This is a genomic window from Halobaculum gomorrense, from assembly GCF_900129775.1.
GTDB classification, from domain to species: domain Archaea; phylum Halobacteriota; class Halobacteria; order Halobacteriales; family Haloferacaceae; genus Halobaculum; species Halobaculum gomorrense.
Genome location: NZ_FQWV01000001.1, coordinates 324,671 through 340,191 on the forward strand (window position 1 = coordinate 324,671; position 15,521 = coordinate 340,191).

Here is a 15,521-nt window from a genome sequence, read left to right on the forward strand (position 1 = left end):
ACTCACGCGTGCGGGTCGTCCGCCGCTGCGCGCATCTTGATGAGGAACTTCATATCGCCCTGTAGCACGACGGTGTTGTCCTGGTTGGTCACCTCGCAGTCGATGACGACGAAGCCGGCGTCGTCGCGGCTGGACACGTCTTTCGTCTCCGTCACTTCCATCTCCATCGAGATGGTGTCGCCGATGAACACGGGGTTCGGGAGATCCATATAGTTCATTCCGAGGAACGCCAGCGCGGTCCGCTCGACGACACCCGTCCGGTAGACGAACCCCGTCGCCTGCACGAACGTCATCGGGCCGTGAGCGATGCGCTCGCCGAAGGCGTTGTCCTCGGCGTACTCGGCGTTCGTGTGCAGTTCGGTCCAGTCGCCCGTCAGCGCCGAGTGCATCACGAAGTCCGACTCGGTGACGGTGCGCCCGACGCTCACGAACTCCTGCCCGACCTCGAAGTCCTCGAAGTAGTGCGGCTCGTAGCTGTATGCCATGTTGATGTGTCACAGGATCACGTGAAAGTCGTTTCGCGTGACACGGGATCGATCGGACGGGATCCGTCGAACGGACCGCCGACCCCGACGACCCGCCTACTCGGAGTCCATGTCCTTCTCCGCGAGTTCGGCGAGCGCCTCCGCCGTCTTCGCCCGCGCCTCCCCGTCGATCCCCATCCCGTCGAGGACGTACGGAGCCTTCGTGAACTGGACCGCCCGATACTCGACCAACTGGATCCGGTTGCCCCACGGATCGCGAACGTCGAACCCGCCGGTATCGAGGCGCTCGCCGTCGACCTCGTCCAACCGGTCCTCGACGGCGTCTAGGTCGTCGACGACGAGTCCAAAGTGACGGTGGTGGTCGGGGGCCCCGTCACCCTCGGCTGTCTCGCTCAGCGCCACGAACTGGTCGCCCATGTCGAGGAACGCCATCCCGGGGGCGGTCCCGCGCAGCTCGACGGCGAACAGCGACCGCCACCACTCGACGGCCGCGTCGATGTCGCCCACCTCCAGGGCGACGTGATTGATGCCCAGCGCCCGCGCCCGGTCGTCCGGTTCCGTCATACCGGCCCCACGGGCGGCGACGATGTAGCCGTGGCGGCATCGGCGACCCATCCATCGTCTGCAGACCGCGATACGAACGCACAAACCCCTCCAGTCGAACGACGGACTATGTACGACGTGGGGATCGTCGGTTGCGGCGTCATCGGCACCAGACTCGCGGAGTCGTTCGGCGAGCACCCGGACACGACCGTCGCGGCCGCCTGCGACGTGGACGCCGAGCGCGTCGAGTCGTTCGCCGCCGAGCGCGACGCCGCCGCCTACACCGACCACGAACGGATGCTCGCCGAGGAGGACCTCGACGTCCTCTACGTCGGCGTGCCGCCCGTCCACCACCGCGCGATCGCCGGCGACGGCCTCGCGGCCGGCGTCAACGTCATCTGCGAGAAGCCGATCGCCGAGGACGCGGAGACGGGCGCCGAACTGGCCGCACTGGAGGCCGACACCGACCTCGCCACGGCGGTGAACCTCCCGTTCCGCTACACCCCGGGATTCGTCGAGCTGCGCGAGCGCGTCGCCGCCGGGGAGATCGGCGCTCCGCGGCGCGTCTCGCTCGACTTCCGGTTCCCGCAGTGGCCCCGCGAGTGGCAGGATGTCGACTGGCTCCGCTCGCGCGAGCAGGGCGGTCCGGTCCGCGAGGTCGGCACGCACTTCCTGTTCGGCGTGCGGGAGCTCTTCGGGAGCATCGAGCGCGTGAGCGCCGAGGTGCAGTACAGCGGCCCCGATACCTACGAGGAGTCGGTCGTCGGGTGGTTCGAGGCCGGCGGCGGAGGCGCCGGCGGTGGAGACGCCGGTTCCGGACGCGGGGGCGCCGGTGCTGGACGCGGGGACATCGACGGGGGCGCGGTCGGCCTCGGGGACGACACCGTCCACGGCACCATCGACCTGCTCACGGACCACGAGCAACCGGAGAAGAACGCGATCACCGTGACCGGCACCGAGGGAGAACTGACGCTCACCGAGTGGTTCCGCCTCACCGCGGACCCCGGTACGGACGCCGAGGAGGAGCTGTGCGCCGAGCGGGAGTCGACGACGGTAACGCTCGTCGACGAGTTCGTGACTGCGCTGGAGGACGGCGACGCCGACCTCGTCTCGTTCGCGGAGGCGACTGCGGTCCAGCGCGTCGTCGACGCCGTGTTCGACTCCGCGGGCGATCACGTTGACCCGACACCGTAGTCGGCGACCGGGGCCGGCCGCCCGGGGCGGGGGGAGCTACGCGCGGTCGACGCGGCAGTCACTTCTCCGTTCTGACTGGTTACCCCACGATTAAGTACGCAACTGCCCGTGTTGCTTCCATGACTGATCTTCGGCGGCTCGATCCGGGGGTCCCGGGCCTTTCTTCGGTTCTCGACGGGGGATTCGTCCCCGAACGGGCGTACATGCTCCGGGGCGGCGCCGGAACCGGGAAGACGGTGCTGGGGCTGCAGTTCCTCGCGGCCGGCGAGGGGTCGTCGCTGTTCGTCGGGTTCGAGGAGCCGACCGAGAACATCCGCGAGAACGCGGCAACGCTCGGGGTGGACACCGATGATCTCTCCTTCCTGGATCTGAGTCCCGACGGCGACGCGTTCGCGGCGGACGCGAGCTACGACGTGTTCGGCGCCGACGAGGTCGAGGGCGACGATATCACCGCTCGGATCCGCGAGGCGGTCGAGGCGAACGACCCCGACCGGGTGTTCGTCGACCCGATGACCCAGCTCCGTCACTACGTCCGCGACGACTATCAGTTCCGCCGGCAGGTGTCGTCGTTCATGCGCTACCTCACCGGCCGCGGGGCGACGGTCCTCTTCTCGACGCAGCCGACCGGCTCGGTCTCCGACGAAGACTTGGAGTTCATCTGCGACGGCACGATCACCCTCGCGCACGCCGAGAAAGGCCGGACGCTGGAGGTGACCAAGTTCCGGGGGTCGTCGTTCGCCTCGGGCGTCCACACCGCTCGGGTCCGCGATGGCGGCGTGCACGTGTACCCGCGGCTGGTCCCCGGGGATCACGACGCCGAATTCACCGCCGAGGCCGTCTCCTCGGGGGTCGACGCGCTCGACGATCTCCTCCACGGCGGCATCGACCGCGGCACCGTCTCGGTTCTCTCGGGCCCCAGCGGCGTCGGGAAGACCACGACGGCGACGCACTTCCTCGTCGAGGCAGCCGCCCGCGGAGAGCGCTCGGTCGCGTACCTGTTCGAGGAGCGCGCGGCGACGCACGCCCACCGCTCGGAGGTAATCGGCCTCCCAGTGCGGGAGCTACGCGAGCGCGGCACGCTCGACGTGCGCGAGGTCGAACCGCTCGGCGTCTCGCCCGACGAGTTCGCCGCCGACGTGCGCGAGGCCGTCGAGGAGGACGGCGCGCGGACGGTCCTCATCGACGGCGTGTCGGGCTACCGGCTCTCGCTGCGCGGCGACGACGACGACTTGGTCCGCGAGCTGCACGCGCTGTGCCGGTACCTCCGGAACATGGGCGTCGCGGTGATCCTCGTCGACGACGTGGGGTCGGTGACCGGTGACTTCGAGGCGACGAGCGACCGGATCAGCTACCTCGCGGACACCATCGTGTTCCTGCGATACCTCGAGCTCACCGGCGAGCTCCGGAAGGCGGTCGGCGTGCTGAAAAAGCGGACCTCGGATTTCGAGCGCACGCTTCGAGAGTTTCGGATCACCGACGACGGCCTCGTCCTCGGCGAGCCGATGACCCGGCTTCGGGGCGTCCTTTCGGGCTCCCCGGAGTTAGTCGATGACTGACAGTCCGAGGACGGACCCGACGGCGGAATCCGACTCGCCACAGATCCCGGTCTTGGTCGTCGTCGAGGACAGCGCCGACTGCCGTCTGCTTCGCGAGTGGCTCGCGGAGAGCGACGAGTTCACGCCGCGCGTCGTCGGCGCCGACGACCCCGCGCCGTTCGACGCCGCCTTCGACGTGTGCCTGTTCGACGTGGACGGGCTCCGCGGGGTCGCCGGCGCGCTCGCGGCCCACCGGAAGTCAACGAGCACCTACACGCCGACGCTGCTGTTCGTCCCCGAGCGGTACGGCGACGCAGAGACCGTTCTCGGGCGCCTCGGTGACGCGGGCGATCACGTCGACGACGTGATCGACGCGCCGATCCGACGCGCGAACCTCGCCCGCCGGCTTCGAACGCTCGCCCGGGCGCGGCGCTTTTCGACGAGGCTCGAGCAGAGTCGCGATCGCCACCAACGGCTCGTCCGCCGACTGCCGGACGCCGTCTTCGTCTGTGCCGACGGGCGCGTGACGTACGCGAACCCGGCGGCCGCGTCGCTGCTGGGCGTCGATCCCGCGGCGGTTCGAACGGCGGAGTTCGTCGACCTGGTCCCCGAAGTTGACCGCGACAGCGTCGCCCGCGCGCTGGAGACGGCCGCCGCAGGCGGGCGCAGCGAACCCATCGAGACGGCGCTGCACCGGACTGTGATCCGCAACGCCGACGGTGGCACCGAGCGGGCCGGTCCGGCGTCTTCGAGCCCGGAACCCGCGGACGCCGGCACGCCGGAGGGGACCGATGTCGCGACCGATGCCGCCGCCGGTCGCCCGGCGTCGACGGAGGCGGACGCGGTCAACGACTCGGTCCCGGAGCCGTTGATTGACTCGCCGTCTGAGCCGGCCAGCAGGATCCCGGTTGAGCTGACCGCGATCGACGGCGGAAGCGGCGACGTGCAGGTGGTCGTTCACGACCTCCGCCAACGCCGCGAGCGAGAGGAGCGGCTGGCGCTGTACCGCCGCGCGATGGACGAGGCGACCGTCGGCATCACTATCGCCGACCACTCCACTGAGGAGGAGGGACTCATCTACGCGAACGAGGAGTTTAAGCGTCTCACCGGACTCGGCGACGACGACCTCCTGGGGCACAACCCTCGGATCCTCCAGACCGACGCGACCAACCCGGGGACGGTCGCGCAGCTCCGGCGAGCCATCGACCGCGGCGAGGAGGCGTCGGTCGTGCTGTTGAACAGGCGCAGCGACGGACGGCGGTGGTACAGCGCACTCGACATTTCGCCCATCCGCGGAGCCGACGGTGACGTAACGCACTATCTCGGCTTTCAACGCGACGTGACCGAGCGGGTGTCCCACGAGCAGCGCCTCTCCGTGTTGGATCGGGTCCTCAGGCACAACATCCGTAACCGCCTGAACGTCGTCCTCGGCTACGCCGACCGGGCGCAGCGGGTAGCCGAATCGGCTGATTCGACGGACGACTCGCTCGTCGTCGACCTCGACGACCTTCGGGGTGCCCTCGACCGCATCAGGGAGGCGGCGACAGACATCCTCGACCTGTCCGACAGCGCGCGGCGCTTCCGCGAGGACGTTGGCGCCGACGGCGACGACGACCCCGTCGACGCCGGGACCGTGGTCGTCGACGTGGCCAGCGCGCTCGCGGCGGCGGCACCGGACGCGACGGTGTTGGTGTCGACCCCGGACGGGCCCGCGACCGTCGCCGGCGCGGGCGCGCTGTCGCTGGTGGTCGACGAACTGGTCTCGAACGCGCTCGAACACGTCGAGGACCCCACGGTCCACGTTTCGCTGTCGGTCGCGGCCGACGAGGCCGTCCTCCGCGTCGCCGACGACGGCTCCGGGATCACACCCGACAGCCGCGCGCCCCTCGACTCCGGCGCCGAAACGCCGACCGAACACGGGCAGGGCGTCGGGCTGTGGCTCGTCCGGTGGACGGTCGACGCCGTCGGCGGGACGGTGGGCTACGAGGAGGGGTCGGACGGCGGCGCGGTCGTCATCGCTCGGATTCCGATCGTCAACGGCGACGCGGCGGCGTGATCAGCGGCCGCCGTCGCCTCGCCGCTCGCCGCGGAGCCAGAGGTACGCACAGCCGTCGAGTGTCACGGTGACGCCGCCGTCCGCGACGCGGTAGTCGGCGTCGCCGAGGACGCGCTCGGCGTCCGCGGGGTCGACATCGAAGCCGGCGACGACCTCGCGAGGACCGCTCGCGAGGTTGTGAACCGCCAGGAGAACGCGGCCGTCGTGGTCGAACCGGTGGGCCCACATGTCCCCGGAATCGACGTGAACGATCGAGCAGTCGCCGCGGGCAATCTCCGGACACCGTTTCCGGGCGTCGATCGCGCTCGCGACGCGCTCGAACAGCGAGCCCGGGTCGCCCCGCTGGCTCGCTGCGTCCGCCTGGAACACGCCCGGCCAGCCCGTGCCGTCGACCGGGATCACGAGCTCCTCCGGGTCGGCCGTCGAGAAGCCGGCGTTCGGCTCGGCGCCGTCCCACCGCATCGGCGTGCGGACGGCCTGCCGTTCGGGTCGATCCAGGTCTGCGTGCATCCCGATCTCGTCGCCGGAGTTGACGATCGGGGTGCCCGGCAGCGACAACAGGAGGCTGTGGGCCATCGCGATCCGGTCGTGGTCGCCGTCGTAGAGGTCCGCCAGCCGGAGGCGGTGGCCGCGGCCGAAGACCCACGAGTCGCGGCCGTCGCCGCCCTTCCTGAACTCCTCGCGGGCGTGTTCGAGCGCGTCGTGTGGGAGCTTCAGGAGGTTCCACTCGTCGTGGTTGCGAAGGAAGTTGGCCCACCAGACGTGGCCGTCGGGCTGTGCGTCGGGGATCTGCTCGAACATCCGGTACAGCGGCCAGCTGTCGCCCACGCCGACCCCGTAGGTGACGTGAGAGTTGCCGACGAAGTTGAACAGCGCGTCGAACCCCTCCCCGTCGCCGAAGTAGAAGTCCAGCCGGTCGGGCTCGTCGTCCGCCTCGGCCAGGAGCACCGCCTCGTCGTTCACCTCGCGGGCACGGCGCTTCAGTTCGCGAAAGAGCCACTGTGGGTCCTCCAGCCGGTGGGCGTTGTGGCCCTTCGGGAGGATCATCGGGTGGGCCGCGTCGATGCGGAAGCCGTCGACGCCGCGCTCCAGCCAGAACTCCGCGATGGAGAACAGCTCTTCTTGGACGTCGGAGTTGGCGACGTTGAGATCCGGCTGGTGGCCGTAGAACTGGTGGAAGTAGTGCTTGCCGGCGACCTCGTCGTACGACCAGACGCCGTCTTCGAACTCGGGGAAGATGTTCTCGGTGTGGTACGCCTCGTCGACGTGGCTCGTCCACAGATAGTAGTCGTGGTACTTGGAATCGGGGTCCTCGCGGGCGCGCTGGAACCACTCATGCTCCGTCGAGGTGTGATTGAGCACGAGGTCGGTGATCAGTCGCATCCCGCGTGCGTCGAGTTCGGCCACCAGATCGTCGAACGCGTTGAGCGAGCCCAGGCGCTCGTCCACGTCGCGGTAGTCGGCCACGTCGTAGCCGTTGTCCCGGAGCGGGCTGGGGTAGAACGGCCGGATCCACAGGCAGTCGACGCCCAGGTTCTCGAGGTAGTCGAGTCGGTCGATCAGTCCCCGGAAGTCGCCCCAGCCGTCGCCGTCGCTGTCCTGGAACGTCTTCACGTCGAGGCTGTACACGACCGCATCACGGTACCACCCCGGCTGTCCCCCATCGGCGAGCGGCGCGAACGCGTCGGCCGCGGCGCTCACTCGCTCTCCGTCCCCGGCGGCGTCGGCATCCATATCGCTCGCTCGTCGTCACGGCAGGCGGTAAAACCCCTCGGAGCGACGTGGCGTCGACGCGGCTCCAACGCGCCGGCGGTTCGGGGTGGACGCGACCCTGACAGCCGACGGTTCGGCGGCGCGAACGACGCGAGCGCGGGCCGTCCGACTCAGCGGTCGGTGCCTGTCAGCCGGTCGTCCCAGTCGATCCACTCGTGCTCCCAGCCGGTCTTCGCGAAGTAGCCCTGCTCGGAGAACTCGGCTTCCTCACGCCGGGTGCGGTTTCGGACGCCGGCGCCGGCCTGCTCGCCTTCGACGAGCAGCGGCGACAGCGACACCGGGCCGGCGGTGTCGACTTCGGCCACCGTTCCGTCGCCGGCGCCGTCGTTGCCAGCGTTCCCGCCACCGGGTTCGTACGCGACGACGGTCTGGTCAGCGCCGCGGCCGCGCGGGAGCACCAGCCGGCCGCCGGGCGCGAGCTGGTCGACGAGGTCACGCGGCGGCTCAACGGCGGCCGCCTCGACGAGGATCCGGTCGAACGGCGCGTACGCCGGCAGGCCGCGCGCGCCGTCGGCGCGGTCGACGAGGACGGCGCCGTACCCCGCCGCCGAGAGGTTCTGTCTCGCGTCGTACACCATCCGTCGGGAGATGTCGACAGCGTGGACGCGACGCGCGCCGGCGATCTCCGCGAGCACCGCGGCGGTGTAGCCGACGCCGCCGCCCACGACGAGCGTCTCGTCGCCCGCGTCGGGGGCAAGCGCCGACAGTAGCCGCGCGACCGTCGCCGGCGAGAGCACGCGCGTGCCGCCCTGTTCGCCCGCCCGGTTCGCGTACGGCGCCTCCGCGACGAACTCCTCGCGAGGGACCGTCGCCATCGCCTCGCGAACCGTCGGCGGGACCGCACGGCCGAGGCTGTGCTCGACGGAATCGAGCATGTCCTCGCGCAGCAGTGCCGGGTCGGGTCCGTCCATTATCAGGCGATGGCGCTCGCCGAATATGAACCGCACGCTCGGCGTCGCCGACGGCGTCGTCGGTGTCGCCGTCGCCCCGTCACTCCACCCGTCCCCGCGATCGGAGGTCAGCCGGCCGATCGGTCGTGCGCGCGGAACGCACAGTACGGCGAGCGTCTTTATGATGCCGAGTGTGGACCGAACCGATGGTTACGGATCCCCGCGAGGCGGTCGCCGATCTCCCGCCCAGCGCGAAGCTCGTCTTCGTCGTCTTAGAGAACCACGAGCGGCTGACTCAGGCGGCGATCGCCGAGGAGACGCTGCTCCCACAGCGGACGGTTCGCTACGCGCTCGAAGAGCTCCGCGAGGCCGACGTGTTGCACGAGGAGTTGAACATCATGGACGCTCGCCAGCGCTTCTACTCGCTGTCCGCGGACGAGCCCGACGACGACGACCCGCCCGTCGGGCTGGCGTCGGAGTCGCCGGCGTCGGCGCGGTAGCGCATCACCGGTCGCCGGGTCGCTCCTCGAAGACGCGCTCACCGCGGCGCTTGGTCACCCTGTTGCCTCGGCGTGAGCGGCCGCACTCCGCTGCGTTCTGGTGCGTTGTGGTACCGCGCTCGCGCGGGCCGTCACTCGTCGCCGACGCCGATCGCGGCCCGTCTGTCGGTCTCCGGGATCGACCGGATCCGAACGTCGGCGAGTCCCGCCTCGATGAACCACTCGCGGACGGCCTCGGGCCCGTGCGCACCGCCGTGGCCGCTCGCGAGCCCGCGGACCTCCGCCGCGACCGACGCCTCGCCGGCGCCGGCGAAGACGCCCGCGGCGACGACGACGCCGTCGCCGCCGAGCAGGTCCGCGGCGGTGACGCAGGTCGCGCGCGCCTCCGCGGGGTCCATCGACGAGAGCGCGTCCCCGAGGAACGCCAGGTCGAACGACCGGTCGAGCGCCGCGGGGGTGCCGGTGTGAACCCGCACCCGATCGCCGTGGACCCGACCGAGCCGCTCGGCCGCCGTCGGCGAGGTGACCAGCGTCGCGTCGACGCCGCGGGCGGCGAACTCGCGGGCGTACACGCCCGAGCCGCCGCACACGTCCACGACGGAGCGGGCGTCCGGATCCGCTCGGATCGCAGCGGTGACGCACGCGCGGACGACGGCGTCGTCGGTGGCGTAGTGGGCGCCGAGGGCGTTCGCCTCCCAGTCGTCCCGTCGCTCGGGCGGGACGCCAGTCTCCAGCGTCTCGGGCAGCCCGACCAGTTCGTCGAGGCGGTCGAGGGCGTGCGGGACTGTCCCGATCGAGCGCACGTCCCGCTTGGCGAGCAGCCCGAGCGCGCGGTTCGTCGGCTCGTACTCGTCGCCGACGGCCTCGAAGAAGCCCAGATCCGCGAGCGCCGCAACCAGTCGCCGCGCCTGCGGCTCGGCGAGGTCGGTTTCGGCCGCCACCTCCGCGGGGGTCCCGGCGCTCGACAGCAACGCCTCCAGCGTCCCCGTCCGGCGCGCCGCCCACAGGAGGTGCAGCGCCTCGGTCCCCAGCTCCGTCCGCTCGTCCGTCGGCATGGCTCGTTCCCGACGCTTCGAGAGCGAACATAAAAGGGCATCTCTCCGGTCGCCGCGGGCGCCGGGGGCAGCCGGCTCACGCGTCGCCGCCGCCCCCGCGCATCGACACGAACCGGACACCTCCGTGGTCCTCGCGCTCAACGCCGTCGCTCCCGACCCGCAGGGACACGAGCCGCTGGCCCCCGATCCGCCGTCCGCCGGCCTCGACGGGGGCGACGACCCGGCCGCCGTCGCGGACCTGGTCGACCACGGGATCGGGGATCTCCGGGGCCGCGCAGGTGAGGTACGCCGCGTCGTAGGGCGCGTGCTCGGACCACCCCTTCCGGCCGTCGCCGACGCGGACGCGGACCGCGTCGTACCCGAGCCGCGAGAGCCGTTCGCGCGCGTCGGCCGCCAGGTCCGGGGCGTACTCGACGGAGTAGACCCCACCGGGGTCGACGAGTTCGGCCGTCACGGCGGCGTGGTAGCCGCAGCCGGTTCCGACCTCGAGCACGTCGTCGCCCGCGCCGACGCCGAGCAGCGAGCACATCAGCCCCACCACCGAGGGCGCGCTCGCTGTCTGCCCGTCACCGATGGGCACCGGCCGATCCGCGTACGCCGCCTCGACGCCGGCGTCGGGGACGAACTCGTGGCGGGGGACGGCTTGCAGGGCCTCGAGAGCCGGGTCGTCGATGTCCGAGCGCCGACGCAGCCGGTTGATCAGTTGCTCGCGGGCCGCCTCGGAGTCCATGTCGGCACTTCGGGCGCCGTCCGCAAAACTGCTCGTCCGAGCGCCGGGGCGCTCGCGCGGGCTACGGTTCCCCGAGCCCGTCGATCACGTCGCGAAACGCCTCGCCGTCGAGGGCCGCGGATGGCCCCGCCCACGCGGCGTACCGGACGCCCTCCTCTGCCCACAGCGCCTCCCATGCGCCGTGTTCTTCCGTGAGCGCGGCGTGGTACGCGTCGGTCCCGCGGAGGGAGACCCGCTCGCGCGTCTCGGCGGACTGGTCGGCGGGCTCCGGGGGGAAGTCGGGTGCGAGCGGGCTGTCGGGCCCGGCCGCGGTGATCCAGAGGTGGTCGCTCGCGTTCGCGCGGTTGCGGAACACCAGCTCGACGGCGTCCGCCTCGGGGAACGCCAGCGCCGAGTCGAGCACGAAGCGGTCGTGGGTGTCGTCGCGGTCGCCGTCGTCGCGGTTGTAGCTACCGCCGCCCGCGCCAACGGGAACCAACGGGCGCACCGGCGGATCGTACGCGAGCGACGCCAGCGAGACGGGATGGCTCTCGTCGTAGGGCCGCGGCTCGGAGTGGTCCCACAGGCCGTGGGGAACGCCCGGCGGCCGACAGCCGAAGCGGACCCAGTAGTTCAGCGCGTGAAACGGCGCCTGTCGGACGCCGCGACTGGCGGCCGCGTCGGCGGGGGCGAACCCGCTGACGACCGCCGAGAGGTCGCCGGCGTCGAACTCGCCGTCCGTGACCGACACCTCGATCTGGGCGCGCTCGCGCTGGAGGCACGCGCCGCGGCGGCCCTCGTAGTCGGTGCCGAGCCACCCCATGGCGTCGCCGCAGTCGACCGGCTCCGGGTCGGGCGTGCGCCACAGCGGCGCCACGCCGGCAGCCGGCGGCGCCCAGTCGTAGAGGAACTGCTTGATCCGGAGCGCGCGGCCGTCGCCGCGGACGACCGCCCGGACGCTGCAGGGGTTGCCGTCGCTCCAGGGCGTCTGGCCCAACTCCTCGGCGCTCACGCCCTCCGGCCGGCCGGGCGGCTGCTCGTGGCGGTAGGTGACCGCCTCGACGGCGCAGTCGTCGGGGAGCGTCGTCGGCGCGTGGACGACGAAGTTCGCGCGCGCGGCGGCGTCGGCGAACGTCGTCTCGCGGGGCGGATCGGCCGCCTCGGGATCGGTTAGGCGGGCGGTCGGATCGGCGACGCGCCACTCGCTCATCGTCGACCTCCGCGGGCTGCGGGTCGGTCGCGTCGGGAACTGGATCGCACGCTCGGTGCGTGTCGGAGGAGGGAGAAAAGCGCTCGCTGAAACGCGTTTCAGCCGGTCGCGCGCCGTGGTCGACGGCGCCGGCGGTCGGGGTTGAGGGCCTACCAGGCCGACCAGGCGGCGGTCTTCGTGTCGCGGGCGTACACACGCTTCACATCCTTCGCGTACACCATGTCGCCCTCATGGTCGAACTTCTCGTGGCGGTAGGCGTCGGCGGACTCGTCGCGGACTTGCACGCCCTCGATCTCGATCTCGTCGTCGCCGAACGATGCCGTCTCGCCGACGACGAACTCGTAGTCGCCAGGGACGTACACCTTCAGGCTCCGCGTCTCGTCGCGGCGGCCGTCCTTTGGGTGGATGGTGATGTTGACGGCGACGTTGTCGACGACGCGCGTCCAGACGGTCGCGGCGTGGTCGAGGTCGGACTGGTCGACGCGGCGGTCGCCCGACAGCTCGATCGAGGTGACGCGCACCTGCTGGATCGCCGCATCGGTCTCGACGATGAACTCGTCACCGGTCGCGACCTCTTGGTCGGGCTCGCCGTCGAGCGTCGCGGTGTACGACTCGCCGTCCTGGGAGACGACCACGTCCACGTCGACGGTCGTCGGCTCCGGCACCTCGACCTTGTGGGTGTGGCCGCAGACCGTACACTGCACCGTGGCGTGACCGCCGGGCTTCAGCACCTCGTGGGGTGTCTCCTCGCCGCAGCCCGGGCACTCCACGGGCACCTGCGAGGGAACGTCGGAATCGCTCATACCCTCGCTACCGCATCGCGCCGTAAGAAGCCTCGTTTCTCCGGATGCGCGTGTGGGATCGTGTCGGGGTCGCGGGTCGCCCACTCCGTCGGATCGCCGGTATCGCGCCCGGAGCCGAACCGCTATACGCGGGGCGCTCGTCGGCTCCGACAGAGCGATGACAACGGCGCTGCCCGACCCCGACCTCCGGCTCGCGGTCACGACGCGGGCGGAGACGTTCGAGCGCCTGCGCGACCGGCTCGCCCCGCACGGCATCGCCGTCGAGCACGTCCGACCGGACGAGCGCGTGCTTCGAGTGGCGGCCGGAGGCGCCGATGAGTCCGTCGCCGACGGCGCGGAGGCCGACGAGTTCGCCGGCTTCGACGCCGGCTGGGTGTACCCGTCGCGGCTGATGGAGGGCGCCGTGATCGACGCGCGCCTCGACGTACCGTGGGTAAACGGCCGCGAGGCGGTGCTCGCCTCGCGCAACAAAGCCGGGACGCTCGCGACGCTGGCCGACGCCGGGCTCCCGGTGCCCGAGACGCGGCTCGTGTCCAATCCCGTCGACGATGAGGCGGTGCTGGCGGCGGCCGACGAGATCGGGTACCCGGTGGTCGTCAAGCCCAACTCGGCGACGCGCGGCGTCGGCGTCGCGAAGGCGACGGACCCGGACTCGCTGCTCGGCGTGACCGACTACCTCGACCTCGTCCACGACTACCGCGCGACCGGCGACAAGTCGTATCTGCTCCAAGCGTTCCTCCCCGACGCGACTGACTACCGGGCGATGGTGCTCGACGGGACGTACGCTGGCGCGGTGGAGCGCCGCCTCCCTGAGGCGGCACTGGCCGAGGGGAAGTGGAAGCACAACGTCCACCGCGGCGCGGTCGCCGAGGGCGTCGACCTGCCCGCGGAAGCGCGTGGGCTCGCCGAGCGCGCGGCCGCGGCGCTCGACGCTCCGCTGCTCGGGGTCGACCTGCTGGAATCCGACGGGCGGATCGTCGTCTCGGAGACGAACGCGCGCCCGACGATCGACGCCGCGAAAAAGTACCGCGAGGGGTTCGACGCGGATCTCGCGGCGCTGGTCCGGCGGACCGCGGATCGATGAGGGCGGAACTGAACGGGACGGAGCGGCGAGACGGACCCGACGCGCTACTCGACGTCGATGTCGGCCGAGGGCTCCAGCGCGTCGAAGGTGACCTCGAGAACGCCGTTGTTGAACGACGCGGACGCGGAGTGCTCGTCGACCCGGACCGGAAGCCGAACGCGCTCGTCGAACCGCCGGCTCGCGCCCGCCGCGGAGACGGTGAGCGTCCGGCCGTCGCACTGGAGGTCGATCGACTCCTTCTCGACGCCCGGCAGGTCGGCGACGAGGCGAAGCGTTTCTCCCTCCTCGTACACCGCCACGTGGGTCTCGTCCCCGAAACCGGCGTCGCCGGCGCCTGCTTCGCCGGCAGCGGCGCCGGTCATCTCGCTCATCATCCGCTCGATCTCATCGAAGATATCGCCGAACGGATCGTCGCGGTCGTCGCGCATGCTGCCGATCGTAGTTCGCTCCGCCGAATAAGCTTTCTCCCCCCGGCAGCGTCCGGCGGCGCCGGCGATCGCGATGGGGGACCCACCGCCGTGATGATCCACCGCCGTGATCTCCCACGAGCGCGGGGACGCCGCACTGCCGGACCAGGCTGCGTCACCCGCAAGCGATAAGACCCTGGATAGCAGTTATTCGGATATGAGTAAATCGCACCTCGACGCGGGCGACGATGTCGACGACCCCGTGCGCGTTGGCCTGAACGGCTTCGGTCGGATCGGGCGGAACGTCTTCCGCGCGGTGCTGGAGGACCCCCGGATCGAACTCGCCGGGATCAACGACGTGATGGACGGCGAGGAGATGCGGTACCTCGCCTCCTACGACACCGTGATGGGTCGCCTCGACGGCGTCAGCTACGACGCCGAGTCCCGCGAACTGAGCATCGGCGACACGGCGGTGCCGCTGCTCGACGAGCAGGACCCGGCGGACCTCCCGTGGGGAGAGTTCGATGTCGACGTGGCACTGGAGTGCACCGGCGTCTTTCGGACGAAGGGCGACGCCCAACGGCACGTCGAGGCGGGCGCGGACGTGGCCGTCATCTCCGCGCCGCCGAAGGGCGAGGAGCCAGTCAAGCAGCTCGTGTACGGCGTCAACCACGCCGAAGAGTACGACGGCGAGTCGGTCGTCTCGAACGCGTCCTGTACGACCAACTCCGTGACGCCGGTCGCGATGGTGCTCGACAAGGAGTTCGGTATCGAGTCGGGAACGCTGACGACCGTCCACGCGTATACGGGGAGCCAGAACCTCGTCGACGGGCCGAAGGCGAAGACCCGCCGCGGCCGCGCGGCCGCCGAGAACATCGTCCCCACGTCGACGGGCGCCGCGCAGGCGGCCACCGAGATTCTGCCCCAGCTGAAGGGGAAGCTCGACGGCATGGCGATGCGCGTGCCCGTCCCGAACGGCTCGCTCACCGAGCTCGTCGTCGACCTGGAGGCGTCTCCGTCGGCCGAGGCGATCAACGATGCGTTCCGCGACGCGGCCGACTCGGGCCCGCTGGCCGGCGTGCTCGGCTACACCGACGACGAGGTCGTCAGCCGCGACATCCTCGGGCTCCCGTTCTCCTCGTACGTCGACCTGCGCTCGACGAACGTCGTCGGCGACGACGACGACGGGATCGCGAAGATCCTGACGTGGTACGACAACGAGTACGGCTTCTCGAACCGTCTGCTCGACGTGGCCGCCTACGTGGACGGCTACTGAC

Annotated in this window: 15 protein-coding genes; 6 read left to right on the forward strand and 9 right to left on the reverse strand. The window is 71.1% G+C overall.

Features of this window, described 5'->3' with window-relative positions:
* Window positions 1–2 precede the first annotated feature (2 nt).
* Together BUE16_RS01635 and BUE16_RS01640 are read right to left on the reverse strand one after the other, a co-directional pair.
* The gene (locus tag BUE16_RS01635; protein WP_073306669.1) at window positions 3–485 is read right to left on the reverse strand and encodes a MaoC family dehydratase; all 483 of its coding nucleotides are present in this window, start codon (window positions 483–485) and stop codon (window positions 3–5) included.
* 96 nt (window positions 486–581) lie between these two features.
* Window positions 582–1,049 carry a VOC family protein gene (locus BUE16_RS01640; protein ID WP_073306670.1) on the reverse strand — a complete coding sequence of 156 codons (468 nt, stop codon included), beginning with the start codon at window positions 1,047–1,049 and terminating at the stop codon, window positions 582–584.
* 108 nt (window positions 1,050–1,157) lie between these two features.
* Between BUE16_RS01640 and BUE16_RS01645 the strand changes: the two genes are divergently transcribed.
* The 3 genes from BUE16_RS01645 to BUE16_RS01655 all read left to right on the forward strand — a co-directional run bounded on the left by BUE16_RS01645 (window position 1,158) and on the right by BUE16_RS01655 (window position 5,813).
* A complete protein-coding gene (locus BUE16_RS01645) occupies window positions 1,158–2,222 on the forward strand; it encodes a Gfo/Idh/MocA family protein (protein WP_073306671.1) in 1,065 nt (354 codons plus the stop codon).
* Window positions 2,223–2,341: 119 nt separating this feature from the next.
* Window positions 2,342–3,778, forward strand: coding sequence for an ATPase domain-containing protein (locus tag BUE16_RS01650; protein ID WP_073306672.1), 1,437 nt, complete (start codon window positions 2,342–2,344; stop codon window positions 3,776–3,778).
* Entirely contained in the window at window positions 3,771–5,813 is a 2,043-nt protein-coding gene (locus BUE16_RS01655; protein WP_073306673.1) for a PAS domain-containing sensor histidine kinase, read from the forward strand. Before BUE16_RS01650 ends, BUE16_RS01655 begins: the two co-directional genes overlap by 8 nt.
* Here BUE16_RS01655 and BUE16_RS01660 read toward each other — a convergent pair whose 3' ends face one another.
* Both BUE16_RS01660 and BUE16_RS01665 read right to left on the reverse strand, forming a co-directional pair.
* A complete protein-coding gene (locus BUE16_RS01660; protein WP_079991444.1) occupies window positions 5,814–7,547 on the reverse strand; it encodes an alpha-amylase family glycosyl hydrolase in 1,734 nt (577 codons plus the stop codon).
* A 149-nt stretch (window positions 7,548–7,696) separates the two neighbouring features.
* Complete coding sequence (locus BUE16_RS01665) at window positions 7,697–8,497, reverse strand: protein-L-isoaspartate O-methyltransferase family protein (RefSeq protein ID WP_073306674.1); 801 nt, start codon at window positions 8,495–8,497, stop codon at window positions 7,697–7,699.
* A 185-nt stretch (window positions 8,498–8,682) separates the two neighbouring features.
* On the opposite strand from BUE16_RS01665, the gene BUE16_RS01670 reads away from it, so the two are divergent.
* Window positions 8,683–8,976, forward strand: coding sequence for a MarR family transcriptional regulator (locus BUE16_RS01670; protein ID WP_073306675.1), 294 nt, complete (start codon window positions 8,683–8,685; stop codon window positions 8,974–8,976).
* A gap of 131 nt (window positions 8,977–9,107) precedes the next feature.
* Here the strand turns inward: BUE16_RS01670 and BUE16_RS01675 are convergent, their stop codons facing one another.
* From BUE16_RS01675 to BUE16_RS01690, 4 genes are all read right to left on the reverse strand, one after another.
* Entirely contained in the window at window positions 9,108–10,031 is a 924-nt protein-coding gene (locus BUE16_RS01675) for a class I SAM-dependent methyltransferase (RefSeq protein ID WP_073306676.1), read from the reverse strand.
* A gap of 76 nt (window positions 10,032–10,107) precedes the next feature.
* Window positions 10,108–10,761 (reverse strand): protein-L-isoaspartate O-methyltransferase, encoded by a 654-nt coding sequence (pcm, locus tag BUE16_RS01680; RefSeq protein ID WP_073306677.1) that lies wholly within the window; start codon window positions 10,759–10,761, stop codon window positions 10,108–10,110.
* Between the two features lie 61 nt (window positions 10,762–10,822).
* Entirely contained in the window at window positions 10,823–11,950 is a 1,128-nt protein-coding gene (locus tag BUE16_RS01685; protein WP_073306678.1) for a hypothetical protein, read from the reverse strand.
* A 149-nt stretch (window positions 11,951–12,099) separates the two neighbouring features.
* Window positions 12,100–12,753: an HVO_0476 family zinc finger protein gene (locus tag BUE16_RS01690; RefSeq protein ID WP_073306679.1), complete on the reverse strand. Its 654-nt coding sequence runs from the start codon at window positions 12,751–12,753 to the stop codon at window positions 12,100–12,102.
* A 157-nt stretch (window positions 12,754–12,910) separates the two neighbouring features.
* Here BUE16_RS01690 and BUE16_RS01695 point away from each other — a divergent pair, with 157 nt between their 5' ends.
* Window positions 12,911–13,837 carry an ATP-grasp domain-containing protein gene (locus BUE16_RS01695; RefSeq protein WP_073306680.1) on the forward strand — a complete coding sequence of 309 codons (927 nt, stop codon included), beginning with the start codon at window positions 12,911–12,913 and terminating at the stop codon, window positions 13,835–13,837.
* Between the two features lie 44 nt (window positions 13,838–13,881).
* On the opposite strand, the gene BUE16_RS01700 is transcribed toward BUE16_RS01695, so the two are convergent.
* Window positions 13,882–14,265, reverse strand: coding sequence for an Hsp20/alpha crystallin family protein (locus BUE16_RS01700; protein WP_073306681.1), 384 nt, complete (start codon window positions 14,263–14,265; stop codon window positions 13,882–13,884).
* A gap of 196 nt (window positions 14,266–14,461) precedes the next feature.
* Here BUE16_RS01700 and gap point away from each other — a divergent pair, with 196 nt between their 5' ends.
* Window positions 14,462–15,520 carry a type I glyceraldehyde-3-phosphate dehydrogenase gene (gene gap, locus BUE16_RS01705; protein WP_073306682.1) on the forward strand — a complete coding sequence of 353 codons (1,059 nt, stop codon included), beginning with the start codon at window positions 14,462–14,464 and terminating at the stop codon, window positions 15,518–15,520.
* Window position 15,521: the final 1 nt, after the last annotated feature.

Excerpts from the sequence above, each read along its gene's own strand:
- BUE16_RS01635 (WP_073306669.1), bottom strand. The coding sequence starts at position 485 with ATGGCATACAGCTACGAGCCGCACTACTTCGAGGACTTCGAGGTCGGG.
- BUE16_RS01640 (WP_073306670.1), bottom strand. The coding sequence starts at position 1,049 with ATGACGGAACCGGACGACCGGGCGCGGGCGCTGGGCATCAATCACGTC.
- BUE16_RS01645 (WP_073306671.1), top strand. The coding sequence starts at position 1,158 with ATGTACGACGTGGGGATCGTCGGTTGCGGCGTCATCGGCACCAGACTC.
- BUE16_RS01650 (WP_073306672.1), top strand. The coding sequence starts at position 2,342 with ATGACTGATCTTCGGCGGCTCGATCCGGGGGTCCCGGGCCTTTCTTCG.
- BUE16_RS01655 (WP_073306673.1), top strand. The coding sequence starts at position 3,771 with ATGACTGACAGTCCGAGGACGGACCCGACGGCGGAATCCGACTCGCCA.
- BUE16_RS01660 (WP_079991444.1), bottom strand. The coding sequence starts at position 7,547 with ATGGATGCCGACGCCGCCGGGGACGGAGAGCGAGTGAGCGCCGCGGCC.
- BUE16_RS01665 (WP_073306674.1), bottom strand. The coding sequence starts at position 8,497 with ATGGACGGACCCGACCCGGCACTGCTGCGCGAGGACATGCTCGATTCC.
- BUE16_RS01670 (WP_073306675.1), top strand. The coding sequence starts at position 8,683 with ATGGTTACGGATCCCCGCGAGGCGGTCGCCGATCTCCCGCCCAGCGCG.
- BUE16_RS01675 (WP_073306676.1), bottom strand. The coding sequence starts at position 10,031 with ATGCCGACGGACGAGCGGACGGAGCTGGGGACCGAGGCGCTGCACCTC.
- pcm (WP_073306677.1), bottom strand. The coding sequence starts at position 10,761 with ATGGACTCCGAGGCGGCCCGCGAGCAACTGATCAACCGGCTGCGTCGG.
- BUE16_RS01685 (WP_073306678.1), bottom strand. The coding sequence starts at position 11,950 with ATGAGCGAGTGGCGCGTCGCCGATCCGACCGCCCGCCTAACCGATCCC.
- BUE16_RS01690 (WP_073306679.1), bottom strand. The coding sequence starts at position 12,753 with ATGAGCGATTCCGACGTTCCCTCGCAGGTGCCCGTGGAGTGCCCGGGC.
- BUE16_RS01695 (WP_073306680.1), top strand. The coding sequence starts at position 12,911 with ATGACAACGGCGCTGCCCGACCCCGACCTCCGGCTCGCGGTCACGACG.
- BUE16_RS01700 (WP_073306681.1), bottom strand. The coding sequence starts at position 14,265 with ATGCGCGACGACCGCGACGATCCGTTCGGCGATATCTTCGATGAGATC.
- gap (WP_073306682.1), top strand. The coding sequence starts at position 14,462 with ATGAGTAAATCGCACCTCGACGCGGGCGACGATGTCGACGACCCCGTG.